The organism is Paenibacillus sp. FSL R5-0810, from assembly GCF_038002285.1.
Taxonomy (GTDB): Bacteria; Bacillota; Bacilli; order Paenibacillales; family Paenibacillaceae; genus Paenibacillus_AQ; species Paenibacillus_AQ lactis.
Genome location: NZ_JBBOCF010000001.1, coordinates 5,324,616 through 5,340,119 on the forward strand (window position 1 = coordinate 5,324,616; position 15,504 = coordinate 5,340,119).

Sequence of the window (15,504 nt, forward strand, 5' to 3'; positions counted from 1 at the left end):
AATTCGCCACATAATAATGACAAACCTTGTCACTATTAACGGTTAGGATAAAGATAAGGCAGCCGGTCCATTAACCATGTAAATGAGAACCGGAACTTCAGCTAGGGGAGGACCCTGGAACAGAGCGGATGGGCGAGCCAAATAACATATGATTGTTAAAAAATAAGGAGGACTGCGCTTATGTATGTAACAATTTCGGATTTTGTTGCGGAGTGGAAGAGGGAGGCTGCATTAACTCAGCAGGTATTGAACGGTTTGACGGATGCCTCGCTGCAGCAGAAGGTGTACGGGGAAGGACGAACGTTGGGGAGAATCGCCTGGCACTTCACCACGAATATCCCGGAATATTTGTCAGAGTTCGGAATTACCATCGAACAGATCCCGAATGCGGAGGAAGTCCCTGCTTCCGCGAAGGAAATTGCCGATACCTTTGCGGAGATCAGCGACCGGGCGGCTCGCGCCATTGAGGAGCAGTGGACGGATGCCTCGCTGCAAGCGGTGCAGAATGCCTTCGGAAGAGATGAATCGAATGCGTCCATCTTAATGGGACTCATCAAACACATTGTCCACCACCGGGGACAGGTTACCGTACTGATGCGTCAAGCGGGATTAAAGCCTTTTGGCGTATACGGGCCTCCTAAAGAAGACTGGATCCATTTCGGGGTGGAACAGCCGCCGCAGTAAAAAAATCATGACATGACCGAAAGCTCAGGCGCTAAATTTCAAACGAATCACACGTCAAGCTTATCAGCATGGACGATTGGTTTGTCCGATGTTCACCGTTTCTGGCCGCGAATCCTAACAGGGATTGCGGCCTTTTGCGTTATTGGCGTCTAACCCGCAGTTATTGACCCACCCCACCCTGCGCACCACTCCTACGAGGAGCATTCGTACAGCACCTTTGCAGGTCCAGCCTTACTAACGATAACGATACATGATGTGGAGCCTGCCGTGCCGGAAATGGTATAATTCTACTAAAGTATGAGAGGGGGCAAGGCCAATGAGGGAAGAGCTCTTGGAACAGCTCGAGGAATGGCATGAAGAGGATGAATTCGAAGCGATCGTTGATGCGATCACGGAGATTCCGGAAGAAGAACGGGATTATGTCCTGACAAGCCATTTGGGCAGAGCGCTGAATAATCTGGAGCGCTACGAGGAGGCGGTTGAACAGTTCTTATCGGTTGCGGAAGAAGGACAAGAGGACCCGCTCTGGCATTACCGCATCGGACTGGCCTATTATTACCTGGAGCAGTATGAGAATGCGCGCGAAGCCTTCGAAACCGCCGACCGGCTGGAGCCGGGGGATGAGGATACGCTGGAGTTCCTGGAGTGGATCCGAAGTAAAACGGAGGAGCAGGAGCATGAAGCTGCTGTGTCAGCAGTTGATGCTCCAACCGGACAGGCGTCTATTCCTGCTGATTTGGATGTTACGGATTTTTGGGATGATGGCGCGGAAGCTGCCGATTTGTATACCATGGCGCCGCCCACGGACGATTTGGTTGAATCCATCCAGGAAGAGCTGGTTTTTAAACTGCCGACAGCCTATATTCAGATGATGAAAGTACATAATGGCGGGATTCCCCGCAGAAGGTTTTTCCCTGTACAATCGGGGGATGCAGCCGATGGCCGCATCGAGATTACGGGCATGCTGGGCATCGGCCGAGAGAAGAAGCATTCGCTCTGCGGAGAAGCCGGCAGCCGGTATATGATCGAGGATCGAGGCTACCCGGAGATCGGTGTCGTTCTTTGCGTGTGTCCTTCCGAATCGGAAGCGGTCATGCTGGACTACCGGGCAGCCGGCAATGACGGTGAACCCGAGGTCGTTCATGTTGACCAGAGACATCCGGACAAGATTACCCGGCTTGCGCCGAACTTCCAAGCTTTTGTTCAGGGATTGGTGCAAGCGTAAATGCCTTTTTTGAACATCCACCGTTGATAAAGAAGCTTCGCCCGAAACCAAGCCAGTAGAAGAGCCATGCTGCTGGAATTCAGTTGCGGCACACCGGTTACAGGAAAAGAAAACAACCATACGATAAAAAGCTGTTCAGAGAGGAGCGTGAGCTCTTACTCCTGAGCAGCTTTTTTACAATGCTCCATTAGTCGGCATTACGCCGGGAGCCTCACCACAAATAATTCCAACTGCGTGAAGCAAAAACTGTAATCGAATATCAAAAGTAACATTCTATTGTGATAAGATGAGTATAAAGACTTAGAATAAGCATTCAGAAAATATTCAACGCAACATGCCAATATATAGAAGAAATGGTGTTGGACGATTGGGGGAGCTGTTCGCTGGTTTTGCGTGAGATGGACCACGAGAAGTCATTCATGACTGCAAAAAACCAGGAACATCACTTCATCTATAAGGAACCCGGTTCAAGGGGGATGGCGAGCCTGCAGAAGGGGGAGAAGAGGACCTTGAAGGTCATGTTCGTCGATGATGAAATACTGGCTACACAGTATTTAAAGAGACTGCTGTTACAAGAAGAAGCTGCCGCCGATTTCCAGTGGGTTGGCGAATATCAAAATCCATACGAAGCATTAGATGCAGCCCAATCAGAGGAGCCTGATGTCGTATTTCTGGATATCGAGATGCCGGAGATGACCGGCTTTGAATTGGCGGGCGCTTATGGGAGATTCGGCCTCAGCTTCAGATCGTGTTTGTGACCGCCTATGATGATTATGCGATCAAGGCATTTGAGGTTAACGCGCTGGATTATCTGCTGAAGCCGGTGCTTCCTTCAAGGCTTTCCGTTACGATCGACCGAATCGTGAAAGGTTCGCTAACAAAGCCGGCAGCAGTTGTCAGCCGTACCGAAGATGAACAAGAGCCAATAACCCTCTGCTGCTTGCAATCCCTGCACTATAGGGAGAACGGGGAGCCAAAGCATTTTCCATGGAAAACGTTAAAGGCCCCGGAGCTGTTCGCCTACCTTATTTACTACCGTGGGAAGACGGTGAGCAAGCAGACGCTCATGGATCTGCTGTGGCCTGTCCACGACCCGCACAAAGCCGTGACGCAGCTCCATACGGCCATTTATCAGATTCGGAAAATGATCAGAATGTGCGGGCTGGATGCCCGAATTCATTATCATGACGAGAGCTATCGGCTGGAGCTTGCGGGTAAGCTGGACGTGGAGAAATGGGAAGACAGGTTGAGTAAAGCGCCGGAGGTAATGCCGGACACGCTTTCCATCCACCAGTCGATCATGGATATGTACGAAGGGGATTTCCTGGCGGACCACCGGTATGTGTGGGCAGAGCCTGAGCAGGAACGGCTTCGACTGCTATGGCTCGAGCATGTCCAATCTGTCGCAGCATGCCATGTCGAGATCGGCCAGCATGCGGAAGCCGTAAAAATCCACCAGCAGGTGATCGAGCGGCTGCCGTATTTGGAGGACGGCTATGTCGGATTGATGTATATCTATGCTTCGCTGCATCATCACTCTGAAGTCAGAAAGATGTTTCAGCGAATGAAGGAAGTGCTGCTCGGGGAATATGAGGTCCCCCTTTCGGACAACATCGTTCAATGGTACAAAGAGTGGGAGCAGACCGTTGAGGTCGCTGATGAGCAAGGGGCGTGAGTGAGACCATGATCAAACGGGCATTGCCTGTTCTATTCATCATTGCAGGAATAATCCTAATATTCTATCCGAAGCTGACGGAAAGGGTTCAGCAGGCGGAACAGGAGCAGCTGGCCCGCGAATGGCAGGATAGTCTTCAACAGATCAGCGTTGTGGATGATCGTCAGGCGTCAGGGAACCAGGAATCCAATGAAGCAGCCGGTGGAGCGGGTACATCCGATCATGCCTCCACCAAATCTGAAGGGGAGCTCGAAGTGATGCTTGCCATCCCCAAGATCGATCTCAAGCTGCCTGTATTGCATGGGGCGACGAAGGAAAATCTGAGGACGACTTTAGCCAGCATCGAGCATACCGGAAGACCCGGAGAGATCGGCAATTTTGCCGTTGCCGGTCATCGCAACCGAACCTATGGAAGGAACTTTAACCGATTGGATGAGCTGGCCGTGGGCGATGCCATCGAAGTGGATACGGGTACCCGAGTATTTAAATATGAGGTAACCGAAAAGCTGATCGTCAAGCCGGAGGAAGTCTGGGTGCTGGAAAGCGACGGGAAGAATAAGGAGATTACGCTCGTGACCTGCCACCCGATGGTCAATCCGACGCATCGGCTTATTATTAAAGGGAAGATCATATCATAAGATTTCCCGCGGTAATATGGACCTCTATTGATTTATGATAGGTCAAATTCTTATTACGATTTAATGGAACAGCCTGCCGTGAACTGTGACCCGATTTGTGGACAGTTTGAAATAAACCGCCTAGAGCTTAGCTAGCAAGCAGATGACCTCTGAATTCATCGGGGGTCATCTTTTTTAATGTCCACTGGTATCGTTCTGAGTTGTAGTAGCTTATGTACTCCTTCACTCGCACCCTCACTTCATCAATAGTTTGGCAATCGCTAAAATCAACGTCGTCTTTCAAGTGACCGAAGAATGATTCCATCGGGGCGTTGTCCCAGCAATTGCCTTTGCGCGACATCGACTGCTTAAATCCTGCCTTAGCAATGAGAAGACGGGTTTTAGGATGCGTGTAGTGCATCCCTTGGTCGGAGTGCAGAATCGCTTCTGGATGAATGTTTCCATCTAATCGCTCTAAAAGACGCTGTAGCGTCCGCTCGACAATTGGAAGCTCGAGTGTTGCTGCCACGCTGTCGGCAAGGATCTGCCTGGTCGCCCCGTCCTTCACGCAGGAAAGGTATGCCCAGTGTCCGCTTCCATAGCGCAAATAAGTGATGTCAGTGAGAAACACTTTCTCAGGTTCGCCTTGGTCAAACTTTCGCTCCAGCAGGTTCGGACACGTCTTGTGCTCTTGAGTTGCCTTAGCCATCTTGCGGTAGGGGTTCGCCTGACGGATTACGGCTACCAAGCCTGCCTTTTTCATAAGCCGGCGAATCTTCTTGTGGTTCATGACAACGCCGCTTATCTGTTCCAGCCGCATCTTAATCACAAGCGCACCTGCTTTGCCGCGGAGCGCGTCAAAGTGCTGCTTGATGAGAAGGATGTCCTGCTCGTCGGCGGCAGCACGAAGTTGACGATCTTCTTCCGTCCCCAGCCACCTGTAATAGCCGCTTGGACTTACTTCCACGAGCTCGCATAGATAGCGTGTCATTCGTTTCAGGCCATATGCCCGAATGGTGCGATTTATGATCTCATAGCGCTCGGAGGGCGTCAGCGTTTCTTCTTCTGCCGATCGAGCGCTTCGAGCTTTTTTAGCATGTCCACTTGAGCTTCAAGCAGTTTGATCTGGGCCTTAGCCCGTTTCAATTCTTCTTCGGCTGACAACTGACCAGTTGGCTTGCGCCCTGTACTGCCCTTACCGCGCCGCTCTGTAGCCAAACCTTCCTCACCGTACAGTTCGAAGGTTTCACGCCACCGTTTTAAGCTGTCCTTGGGCTTCTTATGACCAATAACGTCCAGGTCGAAGCCGGCACGAATAAAGATTTCTGAAGGTGTCTGCCCCTGCTTGTAGGCTTTCAGCGCCTCCAGCTTGAATGCAGGTGTGTATGTAATGGCCGCCTCGGTCACATGGTGTACGTTTGGATTCTCCTCCAGCTTCCTCATTTGCTCCTCGGTAAAGAGCACCCGTTTCAACTTCCCCATTCTCGTATCACTCCTCGTCACATACCTTGATTAAAACACAAATGACCCACAAGAAGTCACTTTTTTCAAAGTGTCCATCTTATGGGTCACAGTTCACCGGCAAGCGGCAGGCTGTTTTTTTCGTGTCTACATGAGATATATATCGGAGAAACTCGAGGACAAAAACGTTAATGTCACCACATCTCCCTTTTACGGTCTAATGCCTACAGCCAGCCCTTATCCTCCGCGATCGCGACCGCCTGCTGCCGGGACTCGGCGTCCAGCTTCTGAATGGCCGAAGAGAGGTAATTGCGAACCGTTCCTCGCGTCAGGAACAGAGCCTTGCTGATGTCCTCGGTCGTCATCCCTTCCTTGGTCAGGCGAAGCATTTCGATCTCCCGCTCGCTGAGCGGGTTCTCCTCCTTCATGAAGAGCGCTGCCGCCAGGTCGGTGCTGACGACCCGCTCGCCCTTCATGACCCGGCGGATGGCCTCGATCAAGTAATCGATCGGCTCGTCCTTTAGCAAATATCCCTCGACCCGCGCATCCATTGCTCTTTGCAAATAACCGGGGCGCGCGAAGGTTGTGACGATCATGATTTTGCAAGGCAGGCCGGCATGGCGAATCCTCTCGGCTATCTCGAGTCCGCTAAGATGAGGCATCTCGATATCGAGCACGCACACATCAGGCTGATGGAGCGAGATGGCTTCCCATGCCTGTTCTCCGTCCGGCACCTCCGCAACCACCTCGATGTCGTCCTCGAACTGGAGCAATGAGGCGAATGCGCCGCGAAGCATTTTCTGGTCTTCTGCAATCACGATTCGGATCATGAGGGGTCCTCCTTTTTATGCTGGCGTAACGGGAGCATTAAAGACAAGGCGGTTCCCCCGGTTGGGGAAGCGGCAATGCTAAATGAGCCTCCCAGCATCTTCATCCGCTCCTTCATCGAAGGGATGCCGTTTCCGCCGTCCGGCTCCTTGATCCCGGTGCCGTCATCCGCAATGTGGATCTCGTAGGCTTCGTCCTTGGCCTCGATCCGGATGGTGCATCGCTTGGCGCGGCTATGCTTGATGATGTTGGTCATAGCTTCACGTACGCAGAGCGCAAGCATCGTTTCCTCCACGCTGGATAACAGCGGGGACTTCTCCGGCTTCTCGATCCTCAGCTCAATCCCTGCCGTACCCAGCAGTTTAACGGAATGCTCTAACTCGCAGGCCAAGGAGATAAATTTCATCTCCGATACCAGCTCTCTCACTTGCTTAAGGGCCGTCCTGGAGCTGTCCAGAATCTCGCCAAGCTCCCGTTTGGCCTGGGCAGGATCCTTATCCACCCATCTCGTCGCCAGCTCGGTCTTCATCTTGATCATCATCAGGGTCTGTCCGAGCGTATCATGAAGATCTCTCGCGATCCGCTGACGCTCCTCCTGCTGGATATACATGGCGATCTGCTGGTTGGCTTCCTCCAGCTCGCCCTGCAGGCTTTTTGCTTTCTCCCGAATATAGATAATGGCCGGGTATAACGTTTGAATGATCATAACCGGCAGGTAAATGGCATTCTCCGTCTTCAGCAGCGGCTCCTGGCGGATGACGAATACGAGCAGATACGAAAGGGCGATAGTAGCACTGCCGATAGCGATCTGCCCTTTGGACCTGGACTTGCCGAGCAAGTCGGCAAAGAGGATGCCGAATAGCAGGATACCCGGCCCAATAAAGATCCCGAGCACGGTAAGCGTACCCTGGCCTGATAACACGGCTGCCAGAAGCCAGCCGCTGCGGCGCCACAATGCAATATAAAACGAAACCAGGAACAGCAGGAGCAGCAGAAGGCTGCCCCACAGTCCCGGTGCCGTATCCGAGCTTAACACCCGGTAGAATAAAAACACCGTCAGTACGAGGTCGATCAGCAGATAATTTTTGATTTGGTCTCTCGGGTACAACTTATGAAACATATCAAGCCCCCAATTCCGGCTATCTCGATTCAAAGAGTCCTATCGCTTGTTTGCGGACGGTTTCCATAGGTCCTAGCTTAAAGCCTCGAAGCCATAGGGATGAAATGCACAGCAGGACGATGCAAATCATCAGCCAGATGGCGATGATGGCTGCAGAATTCAGCTTGCCGGCGAGCCCCAAGCCCCAGCCGTAGAAGAGGAAGGAGGCGATGATGTTTTGGAGCACATAGCAGCTCAGAGACATTTTCCCGGCGTTCTCCAGGAGGCGCCACAGCCATTCCCACTTCGTATATTGTATCATTCTCGCAATGATTGCTATATAGAGGATGGACATCAGCGGAGCAAATAAATAGCGCACCGGTAGATCGAATGCCCCGCCAGGGATGAAAATGAGCAGGTTAAGCGGCAATCCGATAAACAAGCCGAGTTTAAATAGGTTCTTTCGTATCCTTTGGCCCTTCTCATCCGGGGAAAACACCCCTGCACGCATGAAACGAACCCCCAGCAGAAACAGGAATATGTTGGATGGAATCGTTAATATGGCTTCGATTCGAAGCGGAAGGAAGTTATCCAGCCGGTACCGCACCTGCTCCATCCACGTACCTTCTTGATATAGAGCAACAATACTGTCAAAGCTGCCCATCGATACCTGCCCGCTAACCGCCAGCATCAATCCCATTAGGCCGAGCAGCACAACCGCGCAGACACTGCCGATGACCGTCATCGAACGGGCGATGAGCCGGTCGCCGCCTTTTACGATAAACGCCGCGATGATTGCCGTAATCCCATAGCTCATTAAGATGTCATATTCCATAACCAGTATAAAATGCAGCAGCCCCTCCAGGAACAAAAAGAGCACAGCCCACAGATAAACGCCCGGCCATGGCTTTCCCTTCCGTTTGGCCTGCCGATACTTCATTTCGAGCCCAACGCCGAACATGATCGTCAATAGTCCGAGCAGCTTCCCGTTCACAAGGAATAACACGATCATGCGAAGAAGATCATCAATTCCCCACCAGCCGGAATATTCGAAGGTTGTCATATAATTGAGGTCTCCCGCATGCGCGAAGAGCCAAATATTCGTCCCGAGTGTTCCGAGGATGGCGAATCCCCGTAAAATATCCAGCAGACGAATGCGTTCCTTTCGTTGTTCCATGGTTCTTTCCCTCTCTCCTTATCGTTCTCTCTTACAGCTTTATTGTAGATTCGGCAGGTCTGCCGCAACATTCACACCTGTAAAGAGATCCTTATGACACCTGTCATAAAGTTAGGGAAGGCCGGGGTCACTCACGGAGATTGGGGGTATGTATTGTAATAATTGGGGGATTGTATACGGAAAAAGGGTTAACTAAGCGATAAAGGAGACATCATCATGAATTTCAAACACATTACGGTTGCCGGAAGCGGCGTATTGGGAAGTCAGATTGCCTACCAGACCGCTTTCAAAGGCTTTCAGGTGTCGGTGTACGACATCAACGATCAGGCGCTTGAACGTGCGAAGGAGCGGATTGCGGAGCTGAAGCCCCATTACCGGCAGGATTTGGGGGCGACCCAGGAGGAAACCGATCAGGCCTTTGACCGAATCTCCTTTCACAGCGATTTAGCACAGGCCGTGGCCGACGCGGATCTGGTCATTGAAGCGGTCCCTGAGGTGGTGTCCATCAAAACCGAATTTTACGCCAAGCTGGGACAGGCTGCTCCCGCCAAAACGGTGTTCGCTACAAATTCCTCGACGCTGCTGCCAAGCCAGTTCGCCGATGCGACCGGACGGCCGGAGCGGTTCCTGGCGCTGCATTTTGCCAATGAGATCTGGAAGAACAATACGGCTGAAATCATGAAGCATCCAGGAACGGACATGCAGGTGTTTCAAGATGTCATTGACTTTGCTAAGGCAATCGGGATGGTGGCGCTGCCGCTCCATAAGGAGCAGCCGGGGTATATTTTGAATTCCCTCTTGGTGCCTCTACTTGAGGCGGCCCAGCGTCTGTTAGTCCGGGAAGTGGCCGACGTCGAGACGATCGACAAAACCTGGATGGTGGCAACGGGCGCACCGCTTGGTCCGTTCGCGATCTTGGATGTCGTCGGCATCACCACAGCCTACAATATCGGACAAGCGAAGGCGGAGGCGACCGGCGATGAAGAGTTCGTTCGGGTGGCGAACCTGCTGAAGACGGAGTATATCGACAAAGGAAAGCTTGGACGGGCAACCGGAGAGGGCTTCTACAAGTATCCGAATCCGAGCTTTGCGGACCCGGATTTCTTAAAGAGCTGAAATAGCGGACGTTCCCCTGAAGATGGCCTGTCCAAAGGAGCAGTCCTGCACGCTTCTTATGCGCGCGTGCTGCATTCGGGCTGCTCTTTCGGCATTCGGCCGCGAACAGGGCAAGGTCCGCAATTGGCGCTAACCGATTACCGGGGAGCAAGTATGCCATGTTTGGCGAAGCAGGTCGAATAGCGTAAACTAAAGGGTGATAGCTGGATGGATTCTCATGGCCGTCCGGCAAGGAATAATACTGGTGAGCGGGTACAACCTATAAAGGCAGAAATCGGATTGGATGATACATATAAGATGTACAGCAATCATGGAACTCATTGTTGCGAGCATAAACGAAGAGCACAATACGAGAAACGTATAATGAAAAATGAAAAAGGAGACTTCCGATGATCAATAAATCAACGACAGCTGCAGGCTGGAACTTTGACAACAGCTACGCCCGCCTGCCGGACACGATGTTTACCCGGCTTGACCCAACGCCTGTGCGCGCTCCCGAGATCGTCATCTTCAACGAGCCGCTAGCCGCAGCCCTTGGACTTGATGCCGATTCGCTGCAGACCGAAGGCGCGGCGGACGTATTCGCCGGCAACCGGGTCCCCGAGGGGGCCGAGCCCCTCGCCCAAGCTTATGCGGGCCATCAGTTCGGGCATTTCACGATGCTGGGCGACGGCCGCGCCATTCTGCTGGGCGAGCAAATCACGCCAGAGGGAAAACGGGTGGATATTCAGCTCAAAGGCTCAGGCAGAACTCCATACTCCCGCGGCGGCGATGGACGGGCCGCGCTTGGCCCGATGCTGCGCGAATACATCATCAGCGAGGCGATGCACGGGCTCGGCATTCCGACTACCCGCAGCCTGGCGGTGGTGACAACCGGGGAGGAGATTTTCCGCGAAACAGAGCTGCCTGGTGCCATTCTTACCCGGGTGGCGGCGAGTCATCTGCGCGTCGGCACCTTCCAGTATGCCGCGAATTGGGGGAGAGCCGGGGAGCTGCAGGCGCTCGCCGATTATACGATTCAAAGGCATTACCCCGAGGCGGAGCAGGAGGAGAACCGCTATCTTGCGCTTCTGAAAGCGGTCATTCGGCGACAGGCTTCCCTGATCGCCAAGTGGCAGCTGGTCGGGTTCATCCATGGCGTGATGAATACCGACAATATGGCGCTCAGCGGGGAGACGATCGACTACGGTCCGTGCGCTTTCATGGACACGTATCATCTGAACACGGTGTTCAGCTCCATTGATGTGCAGGGCCGGTATGCTTATGGGAATCAGCCGCAGATCGCCGCTTGGAATCTGGCGCGTTTCGCCGAGACGCTGCTGCCGCTTCTTCAGGATGACGAGAAGCAGGCGATCGCGACAGCCGAGGAAACGCTGGGCGATTTTGCCGAGCTGTACCATCGCCACTGGCTCGATGGCATGAGGTCGAAGCTCGGGATCGTGAACGAGGAGGAAGAGGACGAAGAGCTCGTGAAGAGCCTTCTCCACCTCATGCAGCGGCACGGAGCGGACTACACGAACACCTTCCGTGCCTTGACGCTGGGCCGGCCGGAGGAGACGGGTCTGCACGGCAGCGCCGATTTCGCACAATGGCTGGAGCTGTGGCGCGACAGATTAGACCGGCAGGAAGCGTCCGCGGAGGAGTCGAAGCAGCGGATGCGCAGCAGCAATCCGTCGATCATCCCGCGCAACCACAGGGTGGAGGAGGCGCTGGAAGCTGCCGTGGAGTCGGGTGACTACAGTGTGCTGAAGCGTCTGGTTGCGGCCTTGGCGAATCCGTACGCTTATGTCCCGGAGCAGGATGAATATTGCACGCTGCCTCCGCAATCGAACCGTCCCTACAGGACCTTTTGCGGAACCTGATGCAGCCCCGATAGAGGCATGGGCTTCGTTTGTTCATCGCACGCGGTTCTCCATATGCGCACGGGAACAGAAGGGATCAGTGTGATCCGAGACTATCATACAGCACAGCACAACCCTGCGCCTTCGGGTGCAGGGTTTATTGGATTTGGTTCTTTGTTTGGTGCCGGTCAGGCGCGCCGGAAACCTCCATCGTCTTTCGAGGAGCGGGAATTTGCGCCGCTGATCATGAGCCATGCTTATCCTCGTAATCCGCGCCGCTCTGCGTCATCTCAGCAGTCTCGGTGCATCATTCAGGCGGCAGTCTCACTTGGTCTCGTATCATGGCACACATCGCATATGCTCAAAATAAAATAAAGGAATGAGTACAAGCGAAGGAGGCGATGAACCAGTGAGAATCAACTGGCATGAGGACTTCATCCTCTTTCTGACAAGCATCGTCCGGCCCAAAGTATACGTGGAGCTGGGGCTGTACCAATGCGCGCTGTTCAACCGGGTCATTCCGTTTGCGGAAACCCTGATCGGCGTTGATCTGAACGGTGAGGCCGGTCAGCATATGCAGATGACCCCCAAGACGCGGTTCTTCCACGGAACGACACAGGCCTTCGCCCAGGAGCTGGCGGCTCGCCCGATACAGATTGACATGCTGTTCATTGACGCCGATCACTCCAGAGAAGCCGTGCTGCAGGATTTCTATGATTTTTTCCCTTATGTGTCGCCGCACGGCCTGATCCTGCTTCATGATTCGCATCCGGGGACCGCTGAAATGATGGACCCGACGCTATGCGGGACCGCTTATCAAGCGATCGATGAGTTATCCAGAAGGACTGATGCTTATGAGATGATGACGATTCCAATTTCGCCGGGACTTACGATTTGCCGCAAACGCCGGCAGCAGCTATCCTGGCAGGAAATATAGCCGCCAGGGTGTACAGGTCGCTTGGCGGCTCTGCGCCTTATTTCCAACGCTTGGCACGGGAAGGAGGCGCGTTCCCCTCTTCTAAACGGACTGAAGAGTGACGTTCCGTTATTAGGACGGATGTTGGGCAGATGAGATGATGGATGATCATTCGATCGATTTCTTTTCTCCGGCGGTTGGCCTTGATGCCTTCCGCCTTTTTGCGTTGACGGCTTTATGAGGTCCGTTCATGTAAATGCGGGTGGCAGCGGAGAAGGGATAAGCGGCTGGCTGGCCGAGCGGGCAGAGCTGCCGTTTCGGAATTCTGGCTGGCGTGAGCCGTATTCTTGCAGGAAATCGGGAGGCGGCAGACGAATGTAATCAGAAATATGCCCAACTATTTTTTGGAAAGGTGTTTGGTTTTGGATCCGGAAAGCGTTTCTTAGCATGAAAGAGAATAAACCCAGTGAGAGGAATGAACTGTAAATGTCGAATGTTCAAGGAAATGCTTTAAAAGCCGTGTGTTCCATCTATGTACCGGTCCGTGACCCGCTAAAGTCGGCGGCATGGTGGCAGAGTAACTTTGGGCTTGAGTATGCCGTACCTTATAATCCAGCGGAAGCTCAAGTGATTTTGAAGCTTTCCGACGGGCAATGGCTGCACTTGGTGGAAACCGAAGGCCCGCATAATAATCAGTTTCCAACGAGGGACGGATATGAAATGTTTCGGTTTACCTTTGAAGTCAGGCAGATCGAGGTGCTGTATCATAAATTGAAAGAAAATGGCGTCGTAACGGATCAGCTTCAGGACCGTCACAGCTGCGGAATCAATTTCGTATTTTATGACCCGGATGGGAATAAATTCGATGTGAATGAAGTCGTGGACCATCATCGAACCCCGGAAGAGGCCGAGAAGGTGAGAGCAGCATTATTCCATCCGATGGGCTAGGGGTCAGTGGAAGACACCTATGAATGTGTCCTGCATCAAAGAACCCGCAACGGCCGCAAGGCTTTGCCACAGCGCGCAATGCTCGGCGTTACATGACGGCGGTCAACCACATCATGACCATGCTTTAACTTTATAGGGGGAAGGTTCTTATGAATTTCGAGTTAAATGAAGCCATTGCGCTATTGGAACGGACGCCGGCAGCACTTGCGACGTTGCTGTCCGGCTTGCCGGAGGGCTGGCTGGCGTGCAACGAGGGGGAAGGCACCTGGAATGCCGCCGAAGTGATCGATCACCTGATCGAAGGGGAGCGAACGAATTGGATGCCGAGGCTGGCGTTTATGCTGGAGGAGGGGGAGGGCAAGCCGTTCCCTTCTTTTGACCGGTTTGCCCACCTGTCCGAAGGGGAGGCGGCGTCGACGGATGAACGACTGCAGACCTTTAAGGCGGCTCGGGCGCAAAGTATCGAGAAGCTGAAGACGCTGGTCCAATCGGAGCATCAGCTTGAACTGACGGGCGTGCATCCGGCCTTCGGCGTTGTGAAGGTACGGGAATTGCTCTCGACTTGGGTGGTGCATGATCTGACGCATCTGGCCCAAATTGCCCGGGTATTAGCGGAGCGGTACCGGCTGGATGTCGGCCCTTGGGTGGAATACTTGGGCATCTTGAACCGGACGGGAAAATAACGGATCGGAAAAAGACAAAACGGATGCCGTTCGAGAGGATGGGCATCCGTTTTTTTTGCGCTTGCGAAGGGAGGCGAGGCAGCCTAGCCGAGGGTGATGGCTCGGTCGATGAAGGCCGGCCGCGTCTGCCTCTGCCTTTATTCTGCCTTATTCTGACCGTCACGGCGTCCCTGCGTCCCGACATCCAGGCGTCATGGCTGATCACGACTGGGGCTGCCGCTCATTCTGCCCGAGCAGTCCTCCCAGAAGAATGAGCGAATACGCCCACAGCAGCCAAACGAAGAAGAGGTGCAGATGGGCTTGCGGAAGTCCGGGGAACACCAGGTCATGAAAAGCTACGCTGAAGAGGTCCAGCAGCATCCCCGGGACCGCCACCAGCATGGCAGCCCGTGGGCGCTCTGTGGAAGAGAGCCTCCGGACACGAAACAGCGCCCGGAGCGTCAGCAGAATCAGGGGAACGATCCCAATAAAGGACAGCCAGATGAGCGGCTGGCCGGGATCGATCAGCGCACCTCCCCAAAATCGGAACACGAATGTAGCGGCCAACCACAGCAGGAATCCTAAGCTGATCCAAAACCGCATGGCTTTGCAGCTCCTTTCTAACTTGAAGTGTTGGATGAATCGGGGGATTTCTCTATCCAGGCGGAGGCTGCCCGGATCAGCTCCGCATACACCGCTTCCGCCTCAAACTCCGGATCGAGAAGCGCCTGAAGCGCCAGGCCGTCGATGAGGGCGTTGACCATCATGGCCCGGTATTTCAGGGAGGGGCCGGACATCTCCATTTCCGGGAAGAGCCGGGCAAGGAGGCCGGCAGCATGCGTGTTCTCACGCTCGACCATGCCCTTGAGCTGGTCACGGAGGGCAGCGTTCTGCAAGCTGTGTACCACCAGCGAGAAGAACAGCGTATGATACGATTTCTCCGCGCAGCGGTCACGGGCGGCTTCCAGCACGCGGACCATCGTATCACGTCTGCTGCCATCCTGCGGATCCGACCCTGCCGTTTGCCAGGACGCATCACAGATGGAGCGGACGATTTCGAGCATGAGCTGCTCTTTGGTTTTGAAATGGTAGTAAACCGTCCCCTGCGTCACACCGGCTCCTTCGGCCACGGCCTTCAACGTCAGCTTATCGAGCCCCTTCTCTTGAATGCATTGCTGGGCTGAGGCGATTAATTCCTCTTTCGTAATCCGTTGAGGTCTTGCCAACAGACCCACCTCCAATATAAGTTATTCAA

General features: G+C 53.7%; 17 protein-coding genes. 10 read left to right on the forward strand and 7 right to left on the reverse strand.

Annotation, left to right across the window (positions count from 1 at the left end; genetic code table 11):
• The first annotated feature begins 180 nt into the window (after window positions 1–180).
• The 5 genes from MKX76_RS23625 (at window position 181) to MKX76_RS23645 (ending at window position 4,222) form a co-directional block, all read left to right on the forward strand.
• A complete protein-coding gene (locus MKX76_RS23625; RefSeq protein WP_251537967.1) occupies window positions 181–684 on the forward strand; it encodes a DinB family protein in 504 nt (167 codons plus the stop codon).
• A gap of 316 nt (window positions 685–1,000) precedes the next feature.
• Window positions 1,001–1,909, forward strand: coding sequence for an SMI1/KNR4 family protein (locus tag MKX76_RS23630; RefSeq protein WP_341034705.1), 909 nt, complete (start codon window positions 1,001–1,003; stop codon window positions 1,907–1,909).
• A gap of 419 nt (window positions 1,910–2,328) precedes the next feature.
• Window positions 2,329–2,667 carry a LytR/AlgR family response regulator transcription factor gene (locus tag MKX76_RS23635; protein ID WP_341034706.1) on the forward strand — a complete coding sequence of 113 codons (339 nt, stop codon included), beginning with the start codon at window positions 2,329–2,331 and terminating at the stop codon, window positions 2,665–2,667.
• Window positions 2,664–3,584 carry a BTAD domain-containing putative transcriptional regulator gene (locus tag MKX76_RS23640; protein ID WP_341034707.1) on the forward strand — a complete coding sequence of 307 codons (921 nt, stop codon included), beginning with the start codon at window positions 2,664–2,666 and terminating at the stop codon, window positions 3,582–3,584. Before MKX76_RS23635 ends, MKX76_RS23640 begins: the two co-directional genes overlap by 4 nt.
• Before the next feature lie 74 nt (window positions 3,585–3,658).
• Window positions 3,659–4,222 carry a class D sortase gene (locus MKX76_RS23645; RefSeq protein ID WP_445669857.1) on the forward strand — a complete coding sequence of 188 codons (564 nt, stop codon included), beginning with the start codon at window positions 3,659–3,661 and terminating at the stop codon, window positions 4,220–4,222.
• A gap of 127 nt (window positions 4,223–4,349) precedes the next feature.
• On the opposite strand, the gene MKX76_RS23650 is transcribed toward MKX76_RS23645, so the two are convergent.
• The 5 genes from MKX76_RS23650 to MKX76_RS23670 all read right to left on the reverse strand — a co-directional run bounded on the left by MKX76_RS23650 (window position 4,350) and on the right by MKX76_RS23670 (window position 8,766).
• Complete coding sequence (locus tag MKX76_RS23650) at window positions 4,350–5,255, reverse strand: IS3 family transposase (RefSeq protein ID WP_341035036.1); 906 nt, start codon at window positions 5,253–5,255, stop codon at window positions 4,350–4,352.
• Window positions 5,252–5,683 carry an HTH domain-containing protein gene (locus MKX76_RS23655; RefSeq protein ID WP_007127449.1) on the reverse strand — a complete coding sequence of 144 codons (432 nt, stop codon included), beginning with the start codon at window positions 5,681–5,683 and terminating at the stop codon, window positions 5,252–5,254. Before MKX76_RS23655 ends, MKX76_RS23650 begins: the two co-directional genes overlap by 4 nt.
• 203 nt (window positions 5,684–5,886) lie before the next feature.
• Window positions 5,887–6,492: a response regulator transcription factor gene (locus tag MKX76_RS23660; RefSeq protein ID WP_341034709.1), complete on the reverse strand. Its 606-nt coding sequence runs from the start codon at window positions 6,490–6,492 to the stop codon at window positions 5,887–5,889.
• Window positions 6,489–7,610 (reverse strand): sensor histidine kinase, encoded by a 1,122-nt coding sequence (locus MKX76_RS23665; protein WP_341034710.1) that lies wholly within the window; start codon window positions 7,608–7,610, stop codon window positions 6,489–6,491. The genes MKX76_RS23660 and MKX76_RS23665 overlap by 4 nt, the downstream gene beginning before the upstream one ends.
• A 19-nt stretch (window positions 7,611–7,629) precedes the next feature.
• Entirely contained in the window at window positions 7,630–8,766 is a 1,137-nt protein-coding gene (locus MKX76_RS23670; RefSeq protein ID WP_007129059.1) for a DUF418 domain-containing protein, read from the reverse strand.
• Between the two features lie 216 nt (window positions 8,767–8,982).
• Here MKX76_RS23670 and MKX76_RS23675 point away from each other — a divergent pair, with 216 nt between their 5' ends.
• From MKX76_RS23675 to MKX76_RS23695, 5 genes are all read left to right on the forward strand, one after another.
• Complete coding sequence (locus MKX76_RS23675) at window positions 8,983–9,882, forward strand: 3-hydroxyacyl-CoA dehydrogenase (RefSeq protein ID WP_341034711.1); 900 nt, start codon at window positions 8,983–8,985, stop codon at window positions 9,880–9,882.
• A 389-nt stretch (window positions 9,883–10,271) separates the two neighbouring features.
• Window positions 10,272–11,744 carry a protein adenylyltransferase SelO gene (locus MKX76_RS23680; RefSeq protein WP_341034712.1) on the forward strand — a complete coding sequence of 491 codons (1,473 nt, stop codon included), beginning with the start codon at window positions 10,272–10,274 and terminating at the stop codon, window positions 11,742–11,744.
• 388 nt (window positions 11,745–12,132) lie between these two features.
• A complete protein-coding gene (locus MKX76_RS23685; protein ID WP_341034713.1) occupies window positions 12,133–12,660 on the forward strand; it encodes a class I SAM-dependent methyltransferase in 528 nt (175 codons plus the stop codon).
• Window positions 12,661–13,125: 465 nt separating this feature from the next.
• Window positions 13,126–13,587 carry a VOC family protein gene (locus MKX76_RS23690; protein ID WP_341034714.1) on the forward strand — a complete coding sequence of 154 codons (462 nt, stop codon included), beginning with the start codon at window positions 13,126–13,128 and terminating at the stop codon, window positions 13,585–13,587.
• A 149-nt stretch (window positions 13,588–13,736) separates the two neighbouring features.
• Window positions 13,737–14,270, forward strand: a complete 534-nt coding sequence (locus tag MKX76_RS23695) for a DinB family protein (RefSeq protein WP_341034715.1) — start codon at window positions 13,737–13,739, stop codon at window positions 14,268–14,270.
• A 201-nt stretch (window positions 14,271–14,471) separates the two neighbouring features.
• Here the strand turns inward: MKX76_RS23695 and MKX76_RS23700 are convergent, their stop codons facing one another.
• Window positions 14,472–14,852 carry a DUF5367 family protein gene (locus MKX76_RS23700; RefSeq protein ID WP_341034716.1) on the reverse strand — a complete coding sequence of 127 codons (381 nt, stop codon included), beginning with the start codon at window positions 14,850–14,852 and terminating at the stop codon, window positions 14,472–14,474.
• 17 nt (window positions 14,853–14,869) lie between these two features.
• The gene (locus tag MKX76_RS23705) at window positions 14,870–15,475 is read right to left on the reverse strand and encodes a TetR/AcrR family transcriptional regulator (RefSeq protein ID WP_341034717.1); all 606 of its coding nucleotides are present in this window, start codon (window positions 15,473–15,475) and stop codon (window positions 14,870–14,872) included.
• Between the last annotated feature and the right edge of the window lie 29 nt (window positions 15,476–15,504).